Origin of the sequence: Aeromonas sp. 61P (assembly GCF_051919545.1) — a bacterium.
GTDB lineage: Bacteria > Pseudomonadota > Gammaproteobacteria > Enterobacterales > Aeromonadaceae > Aeromonas > Aeromonas veronii.
In genome coordinates this window covers 2,167,779-2,187,866 of sequence record NZ_JBQBEL010000001.1, presented here as the reverse complement: position 1 = coordinate 2,187,866, position 20,088 = coordinate 2,167,779, and the positions used below count along the sequence as shown (strand labels likewise).

At 55.5% G+C, this 20,088-nt stretch carries 19 protein-coding genes and 2 pseudogenes; 1 reads left to right on the top strand and 20 read right to left on the bottom strand.

The window, feature by feature from the left end; translation table 11 throughout:
- Positions 1 to 7 precede the first annotated feature (7 nt).
- The 5 genes from pflB to ACTG2O_RS10555 form a co-directional block, all read right to left on the bottom strand.
- On the bottom strand, positions 8 to 2,302 hold the full coding sequence (pflB, locus tag ACTG2O_RS10575) for a formate C-acetyltransferase (protein ID WP_439975715.1): 2,295 nt from the start codon (positions 2,300 to 2,302) through the stop codon (positions 8 to 10).
- Between the two features lie 44 nt (positions 2,303 to 2,346).
- Positions 2,347 to 3,555 (bottom strand): propionate kinase, encoded by a 1,209-nt coding sequence (tdcD, locus tag ACTG2O_RS10570; protein ID WP_439976656.1) that lies wholly within the window; start codon positions 3,553 to 3,555, stop codon positions 2,347 to 2,349.
- 201 nt (positions 3,556 to 3,756) lie between these two features.
- Positions 3,757 to 5,088, bottom strand: coding sequence for a threonine/serine transporter TdcC (gene tdcC, locus ACTG2O_RS10565; protein WP_019444738.1), 1,332 nt, complete (start codon positions 5,086 to 5,088; stop codon positions 3,757 to 3,759).
- An 11-nt stretch (positions 5,089 to 5,099) separates the two neighbouring features.
- Entirely contained in the window at positions 5,100 to 6,104 is a 1,005-nt protein-coding gene (gene tdcB / locus ACTG2O_RS10560) for a bifunctional threonine ammonia-lyase/L-serine ammonia-lyase TdcB (RefSeq protein WP_005334660.1), read from the bottom strand.
- A 359-nt stretch (positions 6,105 to 6,463) separates the two neighbouring features.
- The gene (locus ACTG2O_RS10555; protein ID WP_005353650.1) at positions 6,464 to 6,808 is read right to left on the bottom strand and encodes a Grx4 family monothiol glutaredoxin; all 345 of its coding nucleotides are present in this window, start codon (positions 6,806 to 6,808) and stop codon (positions 6,464 to 6,466) included.
- Between the two features lie 288 nt (positions 6,809 to 7,096).
- Here ACTG2O_RS10555 and sodB point away from each other — a divergent pair, with 288 nt between their 5' ends.
- Positions 7,097 to 7,681 (top strand): superoxide dismutase [Fe], encoded by a 585-nt coding sequence (sodB, locus tag ACTG2O_RS10550; protein ID WP_005334664.1) that lies wholly within the window; start codon positions 7,097 to 7,099, stop codon positions 7,679 to 7,681.
- Positions 7,682 to 7,792: 111 nt separating this feature from the next.
- Here sodB and ACTG2O_RS10545 read toward each other — a convergent pair.
- The 15 genes and pseudogenes from ACTG2O_RS10545 to ACTG2O_RS10475 form a co-directional block, all read right to left on the bottom strand.
- Positions 7,793 to 9,012 (bottom strand): IS3 family transposase gene (locus tag ACTG2O_RS10545; protein WP_439975186.1). Its coding sequence is split into 2 segments (ribosomal slippage): positions 7,793 to 8,664 and positions 8,664 to 9,012, totalling 1,221 coding nucleotides; the frame shifts between segments, so codons are not numbered across the junction.
- Between the two features lie 106 nt (positions 9,013 to 9,118).
- Complete coding sequence (locus ACTG2O_RS10540) at positions 9,119 to 9,931, bottom strand: MlaA family lipoprotein (RefSeq protein ID WP_021229893.1); 813 nt, start codon at positions 9,929 to 9,931, stop codon at positions 9,119 to 9,121.
- Positions 9,932 to 10,016: 85 nt separating this feature from the next.
- Positions 10,017 to 11,283: pseudogene (ccmI, locus tag ACTG2O_RS10535) on the bottom strand (c-type cytochrome biogenesis protein CcmI).
- Positions 11,280 to 11,759 (bottom strand): cytochrome c-type biogenesis protein, encoded by a 480-nt coding sequence (locus ACTG2O_RS10530; RefSeq protein WP_017788562.1) that lies wholly within the window; start codon positions 11,757 to 11,759, stop codon positions 11,280 to 11,282. Before ACTG2O_RS10530 ends, ccmI begins: the two are co-directional and overlap by 4 nt.
- An 11-nt stretch (positions 11,760 to 11,770) precedes the next feature.
- Positions 11,771 to 12,300: pseudogene (locus tag ACTG2O_RS10525) on the bottom strand (DsbE family thiol:disulfide interchange protein).
- Complete coding sequence (locus ACTG2O_RS10520; RefSeq protein ID WP_439975714.1) at positions 12,297 to 14,252, bottom strand: heme lyase CcmF/NrfE family subunit; 1,956 nt, start codon at positions 14,250 to 14,252, stop codon at positions 12,297 to 12,299. The pseudogene ACTG2O_RS10525 and the gene ACTG2O_RS10520 overlap by 4 nt, the downstream one beginning before the upstream one ends.
- An 82-nt stretch (positions 14,253 to 14,334) precedes the next feature.
- Entirely contained in the window at positions 14,335 to 14,826 is a 492-nt protein-coding gene (gene ccmE / locus ACTG2O_RS10515) for a cytochrome c maturation protein CcmE (protein ID WP_005334685.1), read from the bottom strand.
- The gene (gene ccmD / locus ACTG2O_RS10510) at positions 14,823 to 15,029 is read right to left on the bottom strand and encodes a heme exporter protein CcmD (protein WP_058055740.1); all 207 of its coding nucleotides are present in this window, start codon (positions 15,027 to 15,029) and stop codon (positions 14,823 to 14,825) included. The genes ccmE and ccmD overlap by 4 nt, the downstream gene beginning before the upstream one ends.
- Positions 15,030 to 15,031: 2 nt before the next feature.
- A complete protein-coding gene (locus ACTG2O_RS10505; RefSeq protein WP_005334687.1) occupies positions 15,032 to 15,772 on the bottom strand; it encodes a heme ABC transporter permease in 741 nt (246 codons plus the stop codon).
- Positions 15,773 to 15,942: 170 nt separating this feature from the next.
- Positions 15,943 to 16,611, bottom strand: coding sequence for a heme exporter protein CcmB (ccmB, locus tag ACTG2O_RS10500; RefSeq protein ID WP_439975713.1), 669 nt, complete (start codon positions 16,609 to 16,611; stop codon positions 15,943 to 15,945).
- Between the two features lie 4 nt (positions 16,612 to 16,615).
- Positions 16,616 to 17,260: a cytochrome c biogenesis heme-transporting ATPase CcmA gene (ccmA, locus tag ACTG2O_RS10495; protein WP_058058386.1), complete on the bottom strand. Its 645-nt coding sequence runs from the start codon at positions 17,258 to 17,260 to the stop codon at positions 16,616 to 16,618.
- Positions 17,261 to 17,458: 198 nt separating this feature from the next.
- Positions 17,459 to 17,836 carry a DUF2802 domain-containing protein gene (locus ACTG2O_RS10490; RefSeq protein ID WP_005334692.1) on the bottom strand — a complete coding sequence of 126 codons (378 nt, stop codon included), beginning with the start codon at positions 17,834 to 17,836 and terminating at the stop codon, positions 17,459 to 17,461.
- A gap of 28 nt (positions 17,837 to 17,864) precedes the next feature.
- Positions 17,865 to 18,353, bottom strand: coding sequence for a chemotaxis protein CheW (locus ACTG2O_RS10485; protein ID WP_005298836.1), 489 nt, complete (start codon positions 18,351 to 18,353; stop codon positions 17,865 to 17,867).
- Positions 18,354 to 18,422: 69 nt separating this feature from the next.
- A complete protein-coding gene (locus ACTG2O_RS10480; protein WP_005334694.1) occupies positions 18,423 to 19,295 on the bottom strand; it encodes a chemotaxis protein CheW in 873 nt (290 codons plus the stop codon).
- Positions 19,292 to 20,086 carry a ParA family protein gene (locus tag ACTG2O_RS10475; RefSeq protein WP_005334696.1) on the bottom strand — a complete coding sequence of 265 codons (795 nt, stop codon included), beginning with the start codon at positions 20,084 to 20,086 and terminating at the stop codon, positions 19,292 to 19,294. The genes ACTG2O_RS10480 and ACTG2O_RS10475 overlap by 4 nt, the downstream gene beginning before the upstream one ends.
- Positions 20,087 to 20,088: the final 2 nt, after the last annotated feature.

Here is a 20,088-nt window from a genome sequence, read left to right as displayed (position 1 = left end):
ATGAGAGTTACATCATGTTGGTGAAGGTTCTGGAGATGACGTCCTGCTGCTGCTCGCGGGTCAGGGCGTTGAAGCGCACCGCATAACCGGAGACCCGGATGGTCAGGCTGGGGTACTTGTCCGGATTGTCGATGGCATCCAGCAGCATCTCGCGATTCATCACATTGACGTTGAGGTGCTGACCCCCTTCCACATCCCGCTCATGATGGAAGTAGCCATCCATCAGCCCCACCAGATTGCTCTCGCGATTGGCCGGCTCCTTGCCGAGCGCCCCCGGCACGATGGAGAAGGTGTAGGAGATCCCGTCCTTGGCGTATTTGAACGGCAGCTTGGCCACCGAGGCGAGTGAAGCAACCGCCCCCTTGCGATCCCGACCGTGCATCGGGTTGGCCCCCGGGGCAAACGGGGCACCGGCGCGGCGGCCATCTGGGGTGTTGCCGGTCTTCTGGCCATACACCACGTTGGAGGTGATGGTCAGGATCGACTGGGTCGGCACCGCATTGCGGTAGGTCGGCAGCCCCTGGATCTTCTTCATGAAGCGCTCGACCAGATCGCAGGCGATGGAGTCGGCCCGCTCGTCGTTGTTGCCGTACTGGGGATACTCCCCCTCAATCACGAAATCGACCGCCAGCCCGTCCGCATCGCGCACCGGCTTGACCCGAGCGTACTTGATGGCCGCCAGCGAATCGACCGCCACCGACAGACCGGCAATGCCGCAGGCCATGGTGCGATAGACGTCGCGATCGTGCAGCGCCATCAGGGAAGCCTCATAGCTGTACTTGTCGTGCATGTAGTGAATAAGGTTGAGCGCACTGATGTACTGCACCGCCAGCCAATCCATAAAGCTGTCGAGGCTGGCCATGACGGTCTCGTAATCCAGCACCTCGTCCATGATGGGCGCCACTTTCGGGCCAACCTGGATCTTCAGCTTCTCGTCCACGCCACCGTTGATGCAATAGAGCAGGGTCTTGGCCAGGTTGGCGCGGGCACCGAAGAACTGCATCTGCTTGCCGATCACCATGGGGCTCACGCAGCAAGCGATGGCGTAGTCATCGCTCTCGAAGTCGGGGCGCATCAGATCATCGTTCTCATACTGCAGGGATGAGGTATCGATGGAGACACGGGCAGCATAGGTCTTGAAGGCCCGCGGCAATCCTTCCGCCCAGAGGATGGTGAGGTTGGGTTCGGGCGCCGGCCCCATGGTCTTGAGGGTGTGGAGGTAACGGAAGGAGTTCTTGGTCACCAGGGTGCGACCATCCAGCCCCATGCCACCAATCACCTCGGTCGCCCAGATGGGATCGCCGGAGAAGAGGGAGTCAAACTCGGGGGTACGCAGGAAGCGCACCATGCGGATCTTCATGATGAAGTGATCGACCAGCTCCTGGGCATCCTGCTCGCTGATAAGCCCCGCCTTCAGATCCCGCTCGATATAGATGTCGAGGAAGGTGGCGGTGCGACCGAGGGACATGGCCCCGCCATTTTGCGACTTCACCGCCGCCAGATAGGCAAAGTAGAGCCACTGCACTGCCTGCTGCGCCGTGCGTGCTGGCCCTGAGATATCGAAGCCGTAGTTGGCAGCCATCTGCTTGATCTGCACCAGTGCCCGCTTGTGCTCTGCCAGCTCCTCGCGCTGGCGGATCACCTGCTCCAGCTGCTCTCCCCGCTCGAGCGCCGGTTGCAGATCGGCAAACTGCAGCTCCCGCTCACGGATTAGATAATCTATGCCATAAAGCGCGATCCGACGATAATCTCCGATAATGCGACCACGACCGTAACCATCCGGCAAACCGGTCAAAATTCCCGATTTTCGGCAGCGCAACATCTCGGGAGAGTAGACGTCGAATACTCCCTGGTTATGGGTTTTGCGCAATTCGCTGAAGGTATATTCAAATTCGGGATCCATCTCCCGACCATATGCTTCAAAAGAGCTGCGGATCATATTTATGCCGCCAAACGGGTGCAGCGCTCTTTTAAGGGGCTTGTCGGTTTGCAAGCCAACAATCTTTTCCAGCACCTGCTCGATATAACCCGGCCCGTGGGCAGTAATGGTCGTGGCAATCTTGGTATCAAAATCGACCGGTGCGTGGGTGGCATTCTCAATGCAGATCCCCTCCATCACCTTATTCCACAAAGTGGTGGTCGCTTCGGTCGCATCTGCTAAAAACTGTTCGTCACCTTCATAGGGGGTGTAGTTCTGCTGGATAAAATCACGGACGTTGATCTCGTGCTTCCAGTTTTCACCGACAAACCCTTGCCATGCCTGACGGAATTTATCCTGATCCAATTGCATATCAACTTTCATCAAATAAACCTCATTCACTACTCATGACACTACAGTGGAAGATGTCAGACGCACTCGGCCTGACGAACCTGCTGCCCCAGACGAATGGCATCCAGCGCGATCATTTTCTCTTCATTGGTGGGAATAACCGCAGCCAGCACCATGGACTCTGCCGCCGAAATTACCCGGCAGCCCTCGCTATTGGGACGCTGGTTAAACGGCTCGCTGATCGCTACGCCAAATACCTGAAGTCGTTCGCATACCAGCTTTCTGATAAAGGCCGAGTTCTCGCCGATCCCGCCGGTGAAAATAACGGCATCCAGTCGGCGCAATGAGGTGGCATGGCCGCCGATATGGCGGGCAATACGGTGGACAAAAGCGTGGATCGCCAGTTTCGCCCCGGGATGTCCTTCGTGATAGGCAGCTTCCAATACCCGCATATCGGAGGAGAGCCCCGAAATACCCAGCAGACCGGACTGCTTGTTCAATACCCGCTCGATATCCTCGATGGATTGCCCCGTCTTGCTAGCGATATAGGCCAGCGCGCCAAAATCGATATCGCCGCTGCGGCTGCCCATGATCAACCCCTCCAGCGGCGTCATCCCCATCGAGGTATCGACGCTCTTGCCATCCTGTACCGCGCAAATAGAGGCGCCATTGCCCAGATGGGCGATAACCAGACCGGCATGCTGCTCATCCAGCCCCATAAATACGCAGGCCTGCTCGGCCACATAGCGATGGGAGGTGCCATGGAAGCCATAGCGGCGCACGCCGTAATCCTGCAAATATTGGTAAGGCAGCCCATAGATATAAGCTTCCGGCTTGAGGGTCTGGTGAAAACCGGTATCAAATACCGCAATTTGGGGTTGTGTGGGAAATAGCTGACGAGCCGCCATCACACCGCTCAGATTGGCGTGATTGTGCAGGGGGGCCAGTGGCGAGACCTGCCTGATTTTGGCCAGAACATTATCATCAATGATCACGGCTTCGCTAAATTCACTGCCACCATGCGCAATCCGATGACCAACCAGCAAAATCGCATCCAGCAGATCCCGTTTTTTCAATTCAGCCGCAATGGCAGCCAATGCACAGGTGTGGTTATTTTCAGGTAATGACATTGCGGGCTCTTTACCCACTTGCAATTGGGGATGGGCTGTATCAATACCATCCGCTATACCGGATATCGCTACCTCGCAGGTTTTACTGTCCAGTACCGAGAATTTTACCGACGAAGAGCCGCAATTGATAACCAGAACCAACGAATCAAACTTCATTACATCGCCTCGATATTTATAATGTCGAGTCACTGCAGTCAGAACATATTTACCACTGTGTGTGGTGGCCAAATCACGGATAGCCTTGCCCAAGGCCCACACAATTGGGCCAACGAAGAACCGGTTATTGCTCATGTCTGACTGCACCATCCAGACCCCGCCAGGGGGGCCTGAATGGCTGATGACTTGCAGAAAAGGTTTTCAGAACAGCTTGGAAACTATATTCAGGATGGTCAGCACACCGATGATAGTGACAAACAGGTTGCTGGCCTGACCTTTATATTTTGCAAGTGCCGGTGTCTTGCTCACCGCATACATCGGCAGCAGACAGAGCAGGGAAGCGATGATTGGCGCCCCCATTGCCTCAATCAGGTCGAGGATGTTGGGGTTCACATAAGCGACCAGCCAGGTCGAACCCATGATGAACAACATACTGACCATGTTGAGTTTTTTACTGGAAACCTTGCTCTTGTCGCCCTGGTAGCCAAAGCGGAGGATAAGGCCGTTCAACCCTTCCAGCGTCCCCAGATAGTGACCAAAGAAGGATTTGAAGATGGCAACCAGCGCAATGATGGACGCCGCATACTCCAAAGTGGTGGCAAACGCAGACTTGCTGCCCGTCATTGAGGAGAAGTGGTTGGCCAGATAGGAGAGCACCGGAATGTTCTGGGCTTTGGCTTCCGCCATATTTTGCGGTGACAGGGTAAATAGGCAGCTGAAGGCAAAGAACATCACCACGGCCACCATCAGCATGCTGGCACCGGAGATAATCTTCGAGCAGCGCTTCTCGGTAAAATCACGCCCGAACTCCTGCTCATACTCTTCCCGTTTGGAGACAATGAAAGAGGAGACAATCGGCGAGAAGTTGAAGGAGAAGACCATGATGGAGATCCCCAGCCAGACGGTAACCAGAATACCATCGTGACCAAACATCGATATCTCGCTCAGATTGACCTGATCAAAGACGGCACTGTTCCAGTACGGGACGAGGGAGAGAGAGATAACGATCAGACTGGCAATAAAGGGAAAGACCAGATAGCTCATCACCTTGACCATCAGATCTTTACCGAAGTAGATCACGAATGCCATCAACATCAACAATGCCAGTGCAACCACACCTCGATTAAGCGGAACCAACTGTAGTTGATGCTCCCAAAATGCCATAAAGGTATTGGTGATCGTCACACCATATATCCACAGCAGTGGGCAGATGGCAAAGAAATAGAGGAAGGTAATTACCACTCCACCCATCTTGCCAAAATGTTCTTCAACGGTTTCGGTAATATTTGCCGATGGATTACTGCCAGAAAGACATAATCTGGCCAACGCCCTGTGGCAATAAAATGCAATGGGGTAAGCCAGCACCAGCATGATTAATATTGGGATCAGGCCACCATATCCGGCCCGGATGGGAAAGAACAAGACCCCCGCCCCGATAGCAGTACCGAACAGACCTAATCCCCATGTGGTATCCGATTTACGCCATGCACGCGTATTCTCTTTACTGCCGGTGACAACACTGTCTAATATCATGACTGCATTCCTTACAGGCTAAATTGACGAATATTGTTCTGTTCGATAATTTCGGCAATCCGGGTCAGGTCAATATTGCCACCCGAAATAATGCTGACGGTCTTTTTACCTTCGACATAATGTTTCAGCTTGCCACTGAGCAGCGCTGCCGAGGCCAGAGCTCCCGCCCCTTCGGTAATCACCTTGTTGCGCTGAATAAGGTCAACCATGCTGTGACGAATATCATCTTCGGTGACCAGTACAATATCATCCACCAATTGTTTGACGATTTCGAAGGTCAGTGAACCGGGTCTTGCCACATCACAGCCATCGGCCAGCGTGCTGCTGGTTCTGTGATTGGTCATGGTACCGGCATAGAAAGAGGCCGCCATACCGTGCACATTCTCGGATTGCACACCAATCACCTTGATGGTCGGATTAATAGATTTGATAGCCATGGCAACACCGGCAATCAAACCACCACCACCGATCGGCACTATAATGTTATCGACATCATACAAATCTTCGATAATTTCCAGGCCGATGGTGCCCTGGCCGGCAATCACTTTTGCATCATCGAAAGGGGGGATAAATACGCGGCCTTCCATCTCCACGATTTCGCTGACTTTGGCAATGGTGTCATTGAAGCTATTTCCATGGAGAATCACTTTGGCTGAATAGTCACTGGTTGCAGCAATTTTTGATTTGGGGGCACAGCAAGGCATGACCACCTTGGCATCAATTCCCAGCATAGCACTGGAGAGTGATACACCTTGGGCATGATTACCCGCCGAGCAGGCGACAACACCTTTTTGTCGGTCTTCCAGACTTAATGAACTGAGCTTGTTGAAGGCGCCACGAATTTTAAAAGAGCCTGTACGTTGCATATTTTCAAGCTTGAGGTAAACCTCGCCATGGCAACGTTCGCTGATGTAGTTAGAGGGTAGTTGCGCGGTCTTGTATATATGATTGGTCAGTCTTTTTTTGGCTTCAGTAATATCATGAAGACCAATGGGTAGATTGCTATACATCTTCATCGCAAATCTCTTTTTATTTATTAATTTGTAGGGTTTTATTTCACAGGGCGAAGCGATACTAGGTTCTATCACTTGCAATTAATGTGAGCATAAACACAAAAAAATCTACAAAGAGACTGCGTTACGGTGAAATTATCAAAAAATGTGATGGCAGCAACACTTGAATCCAAATGGATTAAAAAAAGTAATCAGATATTGGCAATCAATATAATTAACAACTCAAAAACAAAGCCGTAAAGATTAGATTTTTCAGGGCAATTACGTTGCTTTTTGCAACCGGCAATCAGTTGCTTGCCTGCCAGAACCGGGACAATAAAAAAGGGAGCCTATAAGGCTCCCTCTCGACAACACAGAACCGATTACTCGGCTGCAGCATCATCTTTCTTGTACTTGGCAGCAGTCTCTTTGATCAGAGCCTGCAACTCGCCAGCCTGGAACATCTCGATCATGATGTCACAGCCGCCGATCAGCTCACCCTCAACCCACAGCTGGGGGAAGGTCGGCCAGTTGGCGAATTTTGGCAATTCAGCGCGGATATCCGGATTTTGCAGGATATCAACGTATGCAAACGGCTCGCCGCAGGACATCAGAGCCTGGGAGGCCTGGGCAGAGAAGCCACAGCTGGGTAGCTTGGGGGAGCCCTTCATGTAGATGATGATGGGGTTGTCAGCCAGCTGCTGCTTAATCTTTTCAATAGTTTCCATAGGTGCCTCACTAGAGCGATTTCGGCGGCCATTCTACTGCAATCTTGCCCGAGCACAAACTGACAAAGGGGTGACCCGGCTCGAATTGCGCAAAGAACCCACACAGGATTGATCGCGATCATGGCGCCAATCAAGAGTTGTTAGGCCATCTTTGATACTGCTACAATCCCTTGGCTTTGGGCTACCCAGCCCCATCATTTTAAAAACAACTCTTTTCAAATATAGAAAAGAGTACGCAATGTCTTGCAACCGTCGCCTTCGCACGGTCCAGCCAATGGAGAGTAGAAAATGGCATTCGAACTTCCCGCTCTGCCCTATGCAATCAACGCTCTGGAACCGCACATCTCCCAGGAAACTCTGGAATATCACCACGGCAAGCACCACAACACCTACGTGGTCAACCTGAACAATCTGGTGCCGGGTACAGAGTTTGAAGGCAAGTCTCTGGAAGAGATCATCAAGACCTCCAACGGCGGCATCTTCAACAACGCCGCCCAGATCTGGAACCACACCTTCTACTGGCACTGCCTCTCTCCGAATGGCGGTGGCGAGCCGACTGGCGCCCTGGCTGATGCCATCAACAAGGCATTCGGCTCCTTCGCCGAGTTCAAAGATGCCTTCACCAAATCAGCCATCGGCAACTTCGGTTCCAGCTGGACTTGGCTGGTGAAGAAAGCTGACGGCTCTCTGGCTATCGTCAACACCTCCAACGCTGGCTGCCCGCTGACTGAAGCCGGTACCACCCCGCTGCTGACCGTTGACCTGTGGGAGCACGCCTACTACATCGACTTCCGCAACCTGCGTCCGAAGTACATGGAAACCTTCTGGGCTCTGGTTAACTGGGAATTCGTGGCCAAGAATCTGGCTGCCTAATCAGCCTCGCTTGCCAAAACGCCCCGCACTGCGGGGCGTTTTTTTATCTCGATATGGCTGCGTGTCTAGTCCTGAAATAGGTTTACACATTTTCAACTAGCATTTCTCTACTCAGAACCCCCTATGTACCGCATCGGGGGTTCTGTATTTCAACGCATGATGCGGCCGCTCCGCGTTGTAAATATCCACTGCTTCACGCACCATTTCCCGCGCTTGCGTTAAATCTTGCGGGCTTTGCAACAATAACTCTCCTTTCAAAATCCCGTTCACCCGCTCCGCCAACGCATTCTGGTAACAGTCATACCCATCCGTCATCGAGCATTTCACCCCGTACCGTTCATGTAGTGACTGATACAGCCCAGAACAATACTGCACGCCGCGGTCCGAGTGATGGATGAGTTCACCGCTGCCACGTCGTTGCTTCAGTGCTTTCTTGAACGCCATCGCCACCGATTCGGCATGCATTCCTTCGTGCACGTGATGGCCCACTATCTTGCGTGAGTAGGCATCCGTCACCAGGCTCAGGTACAGTGGCCCGCTCCTGGCTGGCAGATAGGTGATATCTGCGACCCAGACCTGCTCCGGGGCCACCGGCGTAACCTGCTCTGGTCCCGCCTTGAGCAAGTTGGGATGACGGTAGAAACGGTGAAAACTGTGGGTAGTCTTGTGATACGCCCGTCTGGGCTGCACCAGCAGGCGGTGCTCGGCCAATATCTGAAACAGCCTGTCACGCCCTACCTTGAGCCCGCCATCATCCTGACCCTGCAGCAGATAATGCAGCTTGCGCGTGCCCACCCGAGGTTGTCGCAGTCGAACCTGACGCACAAAGCGCACCACCTGCAATCCCTGGGCATGGCGCTCGTCGGCGACACGATTGCGCTTGTAGTAAGCCTGCCGGCTTATCCCCAGAAACAGGCAAGCCCTGACAATGGTCAGCCTCTCGACTTGCCGCTGCGAGAGGGCTTGCCGGGTCGCTTTTTTACGATAGAGACGCCGTAGTCATTCTTCAGTACATCGACGACGGCCTCAAAGAACTGGGCCTTCTGGCTCATCAGCGCCAGCTGCTGCTCGAGTTCCTTGATGCGCTGTTCGGGCGTCTGGTTGTCGGGGTCAGGCATGGTGATGCTCCTGCCGGTGCGCACAGAAGCCCCCTGGCTCCAATCTTGCCGACCATGTTTACGCAACCATACCAGAACGGTGGAGCGGCCCTGAATGCCATAACGCACCTGAGCCTGTTTGTAGGTGAGCTCGCCTTTTTCAATCTGCTCGACCAGTGCCAGTTTAAAAGTCAGCGAGTAATCGCGCTGTGTCCGTTTCACACCTTGTCCCATCGGGTTCTCCATTTATTGGGGGGAAAGGTGTAAACCATATTCAGGACGGGACAGCGTAAATGAATAAGGCGCCCGCAGGCGCCTTTTACATATCGAGATAGCCAGTTTACTGGTCCAACTCGTCCATATATTCATCCAGATTGGCATCGTCGGCCTGCTCTTGCTGAGACGCTTTCAGCTCGGTCTGCTTGCCCGTCACCTTGCCCTGGTTATATTGCAGGTAGAAGTCCTTGGTCAGCGCATAAGGATCGAGGGAGTTGTCGATGATCCGCTCCTGATCGATCAGCTTGGCGCGATTACCCAAGCCATCTAGCACCCAATGGGTAACCCTCAGCGGGATTGTCAGCAAGGCATAGGGGAAATAGATGGTATCAATGGTGTCACCAACCAGCTCCCGGGTGGTAGTCGGGCCGTAGACAGGCACCATGATGTAGGCACCATTACCGATATCGGCCCTGCCCAGCACTGTGTCCATTTCCAGCTTGTTACGCTCGAGGCCGGCATGTTTGGCCACATCGAAGATACCCAGCAGACCGACCGTGGTGTTGAGGGTAAAGCGCCCCAGGTTGGTGCCCGCCCCCTTCAAATCACCGGTGATCAGATGGTTCACCATGCTGCTTGGCTCATCAAAGTTGGCAACAAAGTTGGCAATGCCATCCTTCACCCCAACCGGAATGTAGCGGGCATAGGCATGTACCACAGGACGTGCCACATAGGGCTCCAGCACATCATAGTTGACCGCCCACATGGCCCGGTTGGCCCCCTGGAAGGGATCGCGCGGATCGGCCGCCGTACTGGTGGCACCCGGATTATTCATGCCGGGATTGAGATCCAGACTCTCTGGGCCAGGCTTGGGTGGACCACCGGCACAGCCAGCCAGCAAGAGGGCTGCCAGTATGGCCCCTGAACGAAGATACATATGATTGTCCTGACGTTTTATTTTGATTTATCAGAAGTATAGATAACCCGGCTCCTATCCAGGAGCCGGGTTATCCAAAGGCATATTAGAGGGCGTGATCGATACGGATGTCAATCGGAGCAGCAGGGATCTCGGCCGTCTTGACCGGCACGGATACCCCTTCGAAGGCTCCTTCCTTGTTCATCACATTGCCACCGCGCGAGAGACGCGCCTTGAACTGCAGCTCCGGATAGGCCGCCAGTTTGCTGCCTTCCATCATGGCATCGCCATCCCCGAGTGACAGGGTAACAGGCAAGGTTGGCCCTGCGATACGCTTCACAGCGATGGGCATGGGCGGCCCGTTGGGCACCACGGCAAAGACGAAGAGATGGGCATCTTCCGGCATCTGAATGCCCGCCGCCAACGTGACGTGGATGGGGAATTCCCCCTCCTTCACCGCCAGCGGTTGTCCCTCAACTGCGCCCGCTTTGGCTGCGCCTGAATTCGTCACCTCGATGCCGCGCTGCTTGAGCTGCGCGCGGGCGTACTCCATGGAGCGCTCGACCATCACGTAACGGGGGGTACCTTTCTCCATCAGTGGCAACATCGCCTGCCAGCGAGACAGCGCGGTCTGGAAGTCCTCTTTTTGCAGCGCCATAAAGGCATAGACAGCGTGCTTCGATATTGTCCGGATCCTGCGCGATAGCCGCTTGCAACAGGGCATCCGCTTGCGCCTCATCCCCCGTCATCATTAGCGCCTGCGCATAGGGCACCGCCACCAGCGATTTCTGGGGAGCCAGCGTGTAGGCCCGCTCCAGCGCCTCGCTGGCCATTTCAGGATCATTGCCATCCAGCGCCAAACGTCCCAGCAGCAGCCAGCCACGGTAGTCGTTCGGTTCATCCTTGAGGCGGGTACGCAGTGCCAGCGTGAAATCCAGCAGATCCTGCTCGGTCACCTGGGCATCGCGTTCCACCAGAATGCGGTTGCTCAGCTCGCCAAGACGGCTGCTGGCATCTTGCCAGCGACTCACCTCTTGCCAAGAGCCCAACTTGTAGTAGAGCCCCAGACTCACCACCAACAGCACCAGCACACCCGGGATCCAGATCAGACTCTTGCCACTGCGGGCAGTCTGCTCCACATCAGGGATATCATCCAAGAGACTTCGTTGCAGCTCGACCAGCGAGTCGGACTCCTCAGCCAGGACACCCTGCTCGCGCTCTTCGCCAATCTCCAGCAGCCGCTGGCGATAGAGCTGTTTGTTGAGCGCCGAGCGACTGATGCTCTGTTTGCCTTCACCACGCCACAGCGGCACGACGAGCGCCAGACTCACCAGCACCAGCAAGCCCGCAATAACTATCCAAAAAGCGGTCATTGTTTCTCTTCCTCTTTGAGCAGCTCGGCCAGTCGGCGCTGCTCCTCCTCGCTCAAGGCGTTATCCAGTTGTTTTTTCACCGCAGGGGGTCGGCGGCTGCGCATCACGACCACGGCGCCACCGATCAGGATCACCAGCAGCGGGCCGAGCCAGAGGATCAGGGTGGAGGCCATCAGGGGCGGGTTATAGAGGATAAAGTTGCCGTAGCGGGCCACCATGTAATCCACGATCTCCTCTTTATCCTTACCCTCGCGCACCATCTGGTAGGTCTTGTCGCGCAAGTCCTTGGCCAGCCCCGCATTGGAGTCGGCGATATCCTGGTTCTGACACTTGGGGCAACGCAGCTCCTTGGTCAGTTCGCGAAAGACCTGCTCCTGATTGTCGTTGTCGAAGGTGTAGACATCGATAGCGGCCATGGCCGGCGCTTGCACCACCCATCCCAGCAACAGCAGCAGGGAAGCAATAAATACTCTCATCAAGACTCCCCTCACTTCATGGCATCAAAGATGGGTTTGAGGGTCGACGCCCAGTTCTCGGGGTTGATATCCCCCACGTGGCGATACCGGATGATCCCCTTGCTGTCGATAAAGAAGGTCTCCGGCGCGCCATATACCCCGAGATCTAGCCCGAGCATGCCGTCCGGATCATAGAGGTTGACCTGATAGGGGTTGCCCAGCTCCGCCAGCCATTTGATCGCCTTGTCGCGCTCATCCTTGTAGTTCATGCCGATGATGGGAATACCCTGCCCCGCCAGCTGTTTGAGGTAGGTGTGCTCACCGTAGCAGGTCGGCACCAAGTGGCCCAGACGTTGAGCAGCATGGGGCGACCGGTCAGGATACTACGATCGTGCTGTTTGTTCAGATCGTAAATGTCCTGCAGGGTGAACACCGGCACCTCTTTGCCCACCATCACGGACTCAAGCTTGGTGGGATCGGAGTAGAGCCCTTTGAACAGGAACACCGCCCCCAGCAAAAAGACGATAAAGGGGATTAAAAACAACCAGGTCTTTTTGTTCATGCCTTGGCCTCCTCCTCACGACGGCCGAAACGGTAACGCTTGTCGAGCATCGCCAGCACGCCACCGATGGCCATAAAGACGCCGCCAAACCAGATCCAGCGCACGAACGGCTTGTAGTAGATCCGCACCGCCCAGGCTCCGTTATCGAGCTGTTCCCCCAGCGCCGCATAGAGATCACGGGTGATACCGGCATCGATGGCCGCTTCGGTCATCGGCATCCGGCTCACCTTGTACATCCGCTTCTCGGGCTTGAGCAGGGCGACCTGCTTGCCATTCTTGTGCACTTCCAGCACGCCCTTGAAGCCATCGTAGTTGGGGCCGTTCTTCTCCTTGATCCCGGCAAAGACGAACTCGTAATCGGCAAAGTGCCCCCGATCACCCGCCTGCATCCGCAGATCCTTCTCGATACTGTAGTTCTGGGTGCAGGCGATACCTATGATGCTGACTGCCAGCCCCACATGGCCAAGAATCATGGCCCAGTGGCTGTTGCCAAGCTTGCGCACACCGACTGCAAAGCTGTGCTTGTGGGTCGCTCGCGCCCAGGTCTCCTGCACGCTGGTGACGATGATCCAGGCACCCAGCCCAATCCCTACCGCCGCCCACGGCTTGAAGGTTTCGGCAAAGAGCTGCGGCAACAGCAAGGCTGCGGCCAGACTCAGCACCAGTGCCACGACCACCTTGCTTTTGAGTTCCCCCAGCTCCTGACGACGCCAGCGAAACAGCGGGCCAACCCCCAGCAGCAGGGCAAACGGGATGATCAGCCAGCTGTAGATGTGGTTAAAGAAGGGAGTACCGATAGAGATGCTCCCCAGCCCCAGCTCCTTGTGCACCAGCGGCAGCAAGGTACCGAGCAGCACGGTCAGCAGACCCGCCACCAGCATGATGTTGTTGCAAAGCAGCAGGGTCTCGCGGCTCCACAGCTCGTGTTTGCCGTGGCTCTTCACCTGCGAGCCTTTGAAGGCAAACAGAAGCAAGGATGAGCCGATCACCGCCAGCAGGAAGCCGAGAATAAACAGGCCGCGGGTCGGATCGGAGGCAAACGCATGCACCGACACCAACACGCCGGAGCGTACCAAGAAGGTACCCAGCAGGCTCAGCGAGAAGGCAGAGAGGGCCAGCAGCACGGTCCACGCCTTGAAGGTGGCGCGCTTCTCGCTCACCGCCAGCGAGTGCAGCAGAGCGGTACCCGCCAGCCAAGGCATAAACGAGGCGTTTTCTACCGGATCCCAGAACCACCAGCCGCCCCAACCGAGCTCGTAGTAGGCCCACCAGGAGCCGAGCACGATGCCAAGGGTCAGGAATACCCAGGCCGCCATGGTCCAGGGGCGCGACCAGCGAGCCCAGGTCGCATCGAGACGGCCGGTCATCAGCGAAGCAATGGCAAAGGCAAACGCCACCGAGAAGCCCACATAACCCATGTAGAGCATCGGCGGATGGAAGATAAGACCCGGATCCTGCAGCAGCGGATTGAGGTCACGGCCATCGACCGGAAAATAGGGCAACGTACGGGTGAAGGGATCGGAGGTGAACAGCACGAACGCGGTGAAGCCGACCGAGATCAGCCCCAGCACACCGAGTACCCGCGCGACAGCATCGAGCGGCAGACGGCGGCTGAACATGGCCACCGCCGCAGTCCAGCCACCCAGGGTCAGTACCCACAGCAGCAGGGAACCTTCGTGGGCACCCCACACCGCCGAGATGCGATAGGCCAGCGGCAGCAGGCTGTTGGAGTTAGTGGCCACATACTGCACGGTGAAATCGTTGTCGATAAAGGCCCAGGTCAGGCAGAGAAACGACAGCAGCAGCAGCAAGAACTGGGCATAGGCGAGCGGACGGGCCGCCGACATCATGCCAAGACGCCCCCAACTGGCGCCCAGCAGTGGGTAGCTCCCCAGCAGCAGAGCAGTGGCAAAGGCCAGGATCAGCGCAAACTGACCTAATTCCGGGATCATGAAGGCATTCCTTTCAATTGAACGGTGACAACAGCCGCACCACGCACGGCAGGCAAAGCGGAAAAGGCAAACACCACAGGGATCACTGCTTGGCTCCCTTCAACTGCGCCTCGGTATACTCCGGCTTGAAGTGCATGCCGTTGGTGGCATCGGCCACTTCCGGCGGCATGTAGTTCTCATCGTGCTTGGCCAGCACCTCGAACGCCTCTACGGTCGTGGCATCCTTGAGGGTGCCCTGGGCAACAATCCCCTGCCCTTCACGGAACAGATCCGGCAGGATGCCGTCAAACTCGACCTTCACCAGATGACCGCCGTTATCCACCAGCTTGAAGGCAACCTTGAGGCTCTGGGGATCCCGCTGTACCGACCCCGGCACGACCAATCCACCGATGCGCAGGCGCTGCCCCTCTTCCGGCTTGATCTTGTCCGGCCCCTTCCCCTCCACCAGCTCGCTCGGGGTGTAAAAGAGGTCGATATTCTGACTGAGGGCGTAGAGCACCAGCCCGCTGACGGTAGCCAGACCCAGGGTAATGGCCAGAATGATGGTGAGGCGTTTTTTGCGTCTCGGGTTCATAGGGTGTTCTCCATCTGCTGGGCCGCCTTGCGACGGGCCTCACGCGCCTGTTTGCTGCGCAACTCGGCGAGCAGGCTGCGGGTTTTCATGCGGGTAGAAATGATGATGCCGACCAGACACACCAGCGTCAGGCCAAATGAGAGCCAGACATAGAAGGCGTAACCTCCCATCGCCATAAAATCACTGAAAGAGGCAAAGTACATGCTTACTTCTCCTGCTCTGCAATCTCTTTGACCCAGGGGCGATGCCACTCCCGCATCAGGAGTTCATTGCGAAAACGCATCAGGGTCAGGGCACCGAGAAACGCGGCAAACGCCAGGATCATGATCAGCAGCGGCCAGAGCATCTCGGGTGAAATGGAGGGTTTGTCAAATTTGGTGATGGTGGCCCCCTGATGCAGGGTGTTCCACCACTCCACCGAGTAGTGGATGATCGGCAGGTTGATCACCCCAACCAGTGCCAGAATACCGGCAGCACGGCCAGCGACCACCTTGTCGCTGAAGGCGTTGTAGAGAGCAATCACGCCGAGGTAGAGAAACAGCAGGATCAGTTCAGAGGTGAGCCGCGCATCCCACACCCACCAGGTTCCCCACATCGGCTTGCCCCAAGCGGCACCGGTAAAGAGGGCAATAAAGGTAAATACAGCGCCGACCGGTGCAATGGCTGCAACCGTCATGTCCGCCATCCGCAATTGCCACACCAAGCCGATAAAGGCGGCCACCGCCATGGTGGAGTAGGCTCCCATGGAGAGAATGGCGGAAGGCACGTGGATATAGATGATCCGGAACGAATCTCCCTGCTGGTAATCCGCTGGCGCAAACGCGAGGCCCCAGACAGTACCGATCACAAACGAGAGCAGACTAATCACCGCAAACCAGGGCAACAGCGTGCCTGCCAGCTGATAGGCACGCTCCGGTTTGGCATAAGGGTGCAACCATTTCCACATAGCTCACAAAACCTTTTTGTTATTAATCGTTTGGCGAGGCCTACCATACCGACCGCAGGGCAGCATCAAATACCCCGAAAGCAATAAGCGGCACTCTCCTTGATCCATCGCAACATTATTTTTTGTAAAAAGACTCCGTTCGGAGCCAAATTCGGTTCAGCTCACGGCCATCAGTTGAGGCTGACCCGCAACGCTGCCGACACAGCCAGCGGCGTCAGTGTCAAAGCCCCCACCAGCATGGCTGCCAGAATGGCAAGCTGCCCGACATAGGGCAAGCTCATCCCCGCGGCATCAATGGCTGAGGTGGCAAAAATCAGTACCGGAATATAGAGCGGCAGGATCAGCAGACTAAGCAGCACCCCGCCTTTGCGCAGTCCCACCGTCAACGCGACCCCGACCGCGCCGAGCAGGCTCAATACCGGAGTGCCAAGTGCCAGCGTCGCGACGACAGCCAAATAGGTGTTCATATCCAGCGACAGCAAAATCGCCAGCAAGGGAGAGATCAGCAGCAGCGGCAAGCCGGTCAGCAGCCAGTGAGCGACCACTTTCGCCAGCGCCAGCAAGCCCAGCGGGTGTGGCATCAGCATCATCTGCTCCAGCGCGCCATCGGCAAAGTCGTCGCGAAACAGCCGCTCCAGCGACAACATGGCCGCCAATAGCGCCGCCACCCAGATAATCCCCGGGGCAATACGGGCCAGCAGTTTGGGCTCCGGGCCAATGCCTAACGGAAACAGGGTGATGACGATGAGGAAAAACCAGAGCGGATTGAGAATATCGGAACGCTGGCGCAGAGCCATCAGCAGTTCACGGTGAATAAGGTGCATAACAGCGCGCAACATGGCGTTACTCCTGCAATGTCGAGGCGAAGGGGGTCAACGAGATAGTCTTCAGCCGTCCCTGCATCAGGGTCAGATCCTGATGGGTGGTGAGGATCACCATGCCGCCCCGCTCGGCGTGTTCCAGAAAGAGCTGCTCGAGCACCTTGACCCCTTGCTTGTCGATGGCGGTAAAGGGCTCATCGAGGATCCAGAGTGCCGCTTTTTGTGACAGCCAGAGTCTGGCCAGAGCCACCCGGCGTTGCTGACCGGCAGAGAGTTGCCCGGTCGGGTTCTCTTCAAACCCGGCAAGCCCTACCCGGGCCAATATCTGCCACAAGTCCGTCTCTGTCTGCTGCGGGTGATGCAACTGCTGGTAGAACTTCAGATTTTCAAAAGGGGTCAGCGCCGCTTTGACGCCCGGCTGATGGCCGAGATAGAGCAGATTGGCATGATACTCATCGCGACAGTGACGAATATTCTCCCCATTCCAGCACACTTCACCGGCAAACGGCTGCGACAGCCCAGTCAACAATCGCAACAGGCTGGTCTTGCCAACCCCGTTGGGCCCTTCAATTTGCACCAGATCGCCGGGCGCAACAGAGAAAGAGAGGTGTTCAAACAGAGTGCGATCTTCGCGCACGCAGCTCAGATTGTTAACTTGAAGCAGCATGGGGATTTTTTCAGAGAAAATGAAGCGGTCTGCATCTTAACACAGTATTGGAATACGTCTTTTCAAAGATGCAACAATTGAACTGACTGGCGACCAGGATCACAAAGAAAATACGGTAGAAACTACTCGCTCAACGCTGCTGGGGGAAAAGCGGCTGCACGCCATAAAATTCAGGAAGGCAATTGCCTTCCTGAATCATCAAGAGCGACCTTTTCGCAACGATATCAAGAGCTCGGCCTCTGCCTTTGGCAACTCGCACTCACTCATGACTTCATCAAGATCGGCGCCCAGTTCGACCATCTTTGCCGCTCGGCTGTAGAGCCTGCGTTCGGGATCCTGCATGGTCAGCTCTTGCTGGCGCTCATTGACCTGCTGCATCGCCCCTTCCACCGACTGCAGACGCTGCCCCATGCCAATAGCACCGGTATGGAGTTCCATCATCTGCTTGCGCAAGCTTTCCAACTGACCTTGCAGGGTTGCCACACTGGCCTCGGACTCCTGCTTGCTGCGCTTGCTCTTGAACCAGATATAAGAGGCAAACGCCAAGGCAATCAGGGACATCCCCAAGGCAACCATCTCGATTATCAAAACATCACCTTACTTATCAGAGGGAACCGATATCTTCCCACTCTTCATCGGAGAGCAGCTTGTTCAAGTCAACCAGGATCAGCAGTTGCCCATCGCGGTTACTCACCCCCTGAATAAACTTGGCGCTCTCTTCAGTACCGACCGCTGGTGCCGCATCGATCTCGGAAGAGCGCAGATAAACCACTTCTGCCACGCTGTCTACCATGATGCCGATCACCTGCTTCTCGGCCTCGATGATCACAATCCGGGAGTTTTCACTCACATCACCGGAAGGCAGACCGAAACGGGAACGGGTATCGATGACAGTCACCACATTGCCACGCAGGTTGATGATCCCCAGTACGTACTCAGGCGCCCCCGGCACCGGTGCAATTTCGGTGTAGCGCAACACCTCCTGAACCTGCATCACATTGATGCCATAGGTTTCGTTTTCCAGTTGGAAGGTTACCCATTGCAGCACTTCATCTTCGGCCAGATTCTGTGCAATATTGCGCTTTTCTGTCATGTTTTTATTCCTTTTATGAAAACGTCTACTGCTAAAACTAGCAATAAAACAGCTCGATTGCAGAAGTTATCAGCGACCTTCTATGTTAACCCCACGCTCCAGCAACAGGAGCAGTTCGCGGACGTGTAACAGGGCACACATTTTTTCTTTGACCATGCCAGCCAACCAGGGGCGCTTGCCCTCCTGATGGCGCCATTTCACCTGGTCACGGTGTAACAATTCAGTCCCTTTGAGATGATGGCAGGCTAATCCCCACGGCGATTCACCAAGCATAATCAGATACTTGTAATCATCCATCTCGAGATGCTGACCCGGCATGACCCACTGGGCAGTATCGACCACATTCATCTTCTGCTCGCGGGAGGTCATGATCCCCTTGTACCAACCCGGTTGGCCAAACAGGGAGGTGATCTCGCCCAGCTGATGAATACCACCCAGCTCGGTCAACGGCACCGCAAACGTCACACCCGCGACTTCAAAGAAAAGGGCCTGAAACTCTTTGCCGGTATCGATATTTTCCCAGGCAACAGGTTCAATGGCCTCTACCGGAGCAACCTCCAGCGCAGTTTCAGTCAAGATGGTGGTATGGGGCTCCGCAACCTCGGGGAGCAGAACCTCCGCAGGCCACTCAGGCTCCACCGGCAACAGTGACTCCTCCGCCACAATCTCCAGAGGTGCGGTGAGTGTTATCTCCTGGGTGAAGGCGTCATTCTCAAACTGGACTTGTCCCACCTGAGCCAATAGCTCACCGAGCTGGGCAAGCCGTGGATCGCTTTCGAGGTATGGTGCGGCGACTACCTCAGGGACGCTTTGAGGCTGACGTTGCAACTGTAAAACCGGGGCAGATTGAACCTCTTCCACTTCATCCAGCACCAGTGGCTCATCGAGCAGCAGGGAGTGGAAATAGTCATCCATCGCCCGTACTTGAATGGTATCTCTCATGCCGTCACCTCATGAACCCGTTGCCGCTCAAGGGCATCAAGATGGTTGAGCAGCGTTTCATATGCATAGGTTCCACGACTCCCGGGAGAATAGATAGACGGGGGGATATGCAGCAAGCTGGCATCCCGAAACTTGGTATCAATAGGGATCACCGCATTCCACACTGAATCTCCATATTGATCCTTGATCGACTTCAAGGTCATCAGAGAGGCACGGGTGCGCTTGTCGAACATGGTCGGGATCACGGTATAACGGAACTTGTCACGCTTGGAACGCTGCATGATCTCGAATGTTTTCATCATCCGCTCCAACCCCTTGAGGGCCAGAAACTCGGTCTGGACAGGCACCAGAATGCGATCGCAGGCAGCCAGCGCGTTGACCATCATCACCCCCAGCACTGGCGGGCAATCGATCAGCACGTAATCATATTGATCCTGAATGCGCAGCAGTGCCCGCTTCAGTACCAGTCCCATCCCCTCACGATTGCCCATCACCCGATCAAGGGTCGCCAAAGTAATAGATGCTGGCAGTAAGTTGATATTTTCAAACTTGGTCTTGAGCGTCAGTTTATTGACAAGCTCGGCTGTCGGTTTGACAGCTTGAAACAACTCATAGAGGGTTCCATCCAGGCGATCTGAATCAAAATCAAGATATGCAGTCAGCGAAGCATGGGGGTCGGTATCAATCAACAGCACCCGCTGGCCACGCTGGGCCAGGATCCCCGCAAGCGAGACCACTGTGGTGGTTTTACCCACACCACCTTTCTGGTTGGCAACCGTCCAAACAATCACTG

Bases quoted from the DNA above. Each gene is read 5' to 3' on its own strand.
- ACTG2O_RS10520 (WP_439975714.1), bottom strand. From the start codon at position 14,252: ATGATCCCGGAATTAGGTCAGTTTGCGCTGATCCTGGCCTTTGCCACT.
- ACTG2O_RS10480 (WP_005334694.1), bottom strand. From the start codon at position 19,295: ATGAGAGATACCATTCAAGTACGGGCGATGGATGACTATTTCCACTCC.
- ACTG2O_RS10485 (WP_005298836.1), bottom strand. From the start codon at position 18,353: ATGACAGAAAAGCGCAATATTGCACAGAATCTGGCCGAAGATGAAGTG.
- ACTG2O_RS10555 (WP_005353650.1), bottom strand. From the start codon at position 6,808: ATGGAAACTATTGAAAAGATTAAGCAGCAGCTGGCTGACAACCCCATC.
- ACTG2O_RS10540 (WP_021229893.1), bottom strand. From the start codon at position 9,931: ATGTATCTTCGTTCAGGGGCCATACTGGCAGCCCTCTTGCTGGCTGGC.
- tdcB (WP_005334660.1), bottom strand. From the start codon at position 6,104: ATGAAGATGTATAGCAATCTACCCATTGGTCTTCATGATATTACTGAA.
- pflB (WP_439975715.1), bottom strand. From the start codon at position 2,302: ATGAAAGTTGATATGCAATTGGATCAGGATAAATTCCGTCAGGCATGG.
- ccmB (WP_439975713.1), bottom strand. From the start codon at position 16,611: ATGTTGCGCGCTGTTATGCACCTTATTCACCGTGAACTGCTGATGGCT.
- ACTG2O_RS10505 (WP_005334687.1), bottom strand. From the start codon at position 15,772: ATGTGGAAATGGTTGCACCCTTATGCCAAACCGGAGCGTGCCTATCAG.
- sodB (WP_005334664.1), top strand. From the start codon at position 7,097: ATGGCATTCGAACTTCCCGCTCTGCCCTATGCAATCAACGCTCTGGAA.
- ccmA (WP_058058386.1), bottom strand. From the start codon at position 17,260: ATGCTGCTTCAAGTTAACAATCTGAGCTGCGTGCGCGAAGATCGCACT.
- ccmE (WP_005334685.1), bottom strand. From the start codon at position 14,826: ATGAACCCGAGACGCAAAAAACGCCTCACCATCATTCTGGCCATTACC.
- tdcD (WP_439976656.1), bottom strand. From the start codon at position 3,555: ATGAAGTTTGATTCGTTGGTTCTGGTTATCAATTGCGGCTCTTCGTCG.
- tdcC (WP_019444738.1), bottom strand. From the start codon at position 5,088: ATGATATTAGACAGTGTTGTCACCGGCAGTAAAGAGAATACGCGTGCA.
- ACTG2O_RS10530 (WP_017788562.1), bottom strand. From the start codon at position 11,759: ATGAGAGTATTTATTGCTTCCCTGCTGCTGTTGCTGGGATGGGTGGTG.
- ccmD (WP_058055740.1), bottom strand. From the start codon at position 15,029: ATGTACTTTGCCTCTTTCAGTGATTTTATGGCGATGGGAGGTTACGCC.
- ACTG2O_RS10490 (WP_005334692.1), bottom strand. From the start codon at position 17,836: ATGGTTGCCTTGGGGATGTCCCTGATTGCCTTGGCGTTTGCCTCTTAT.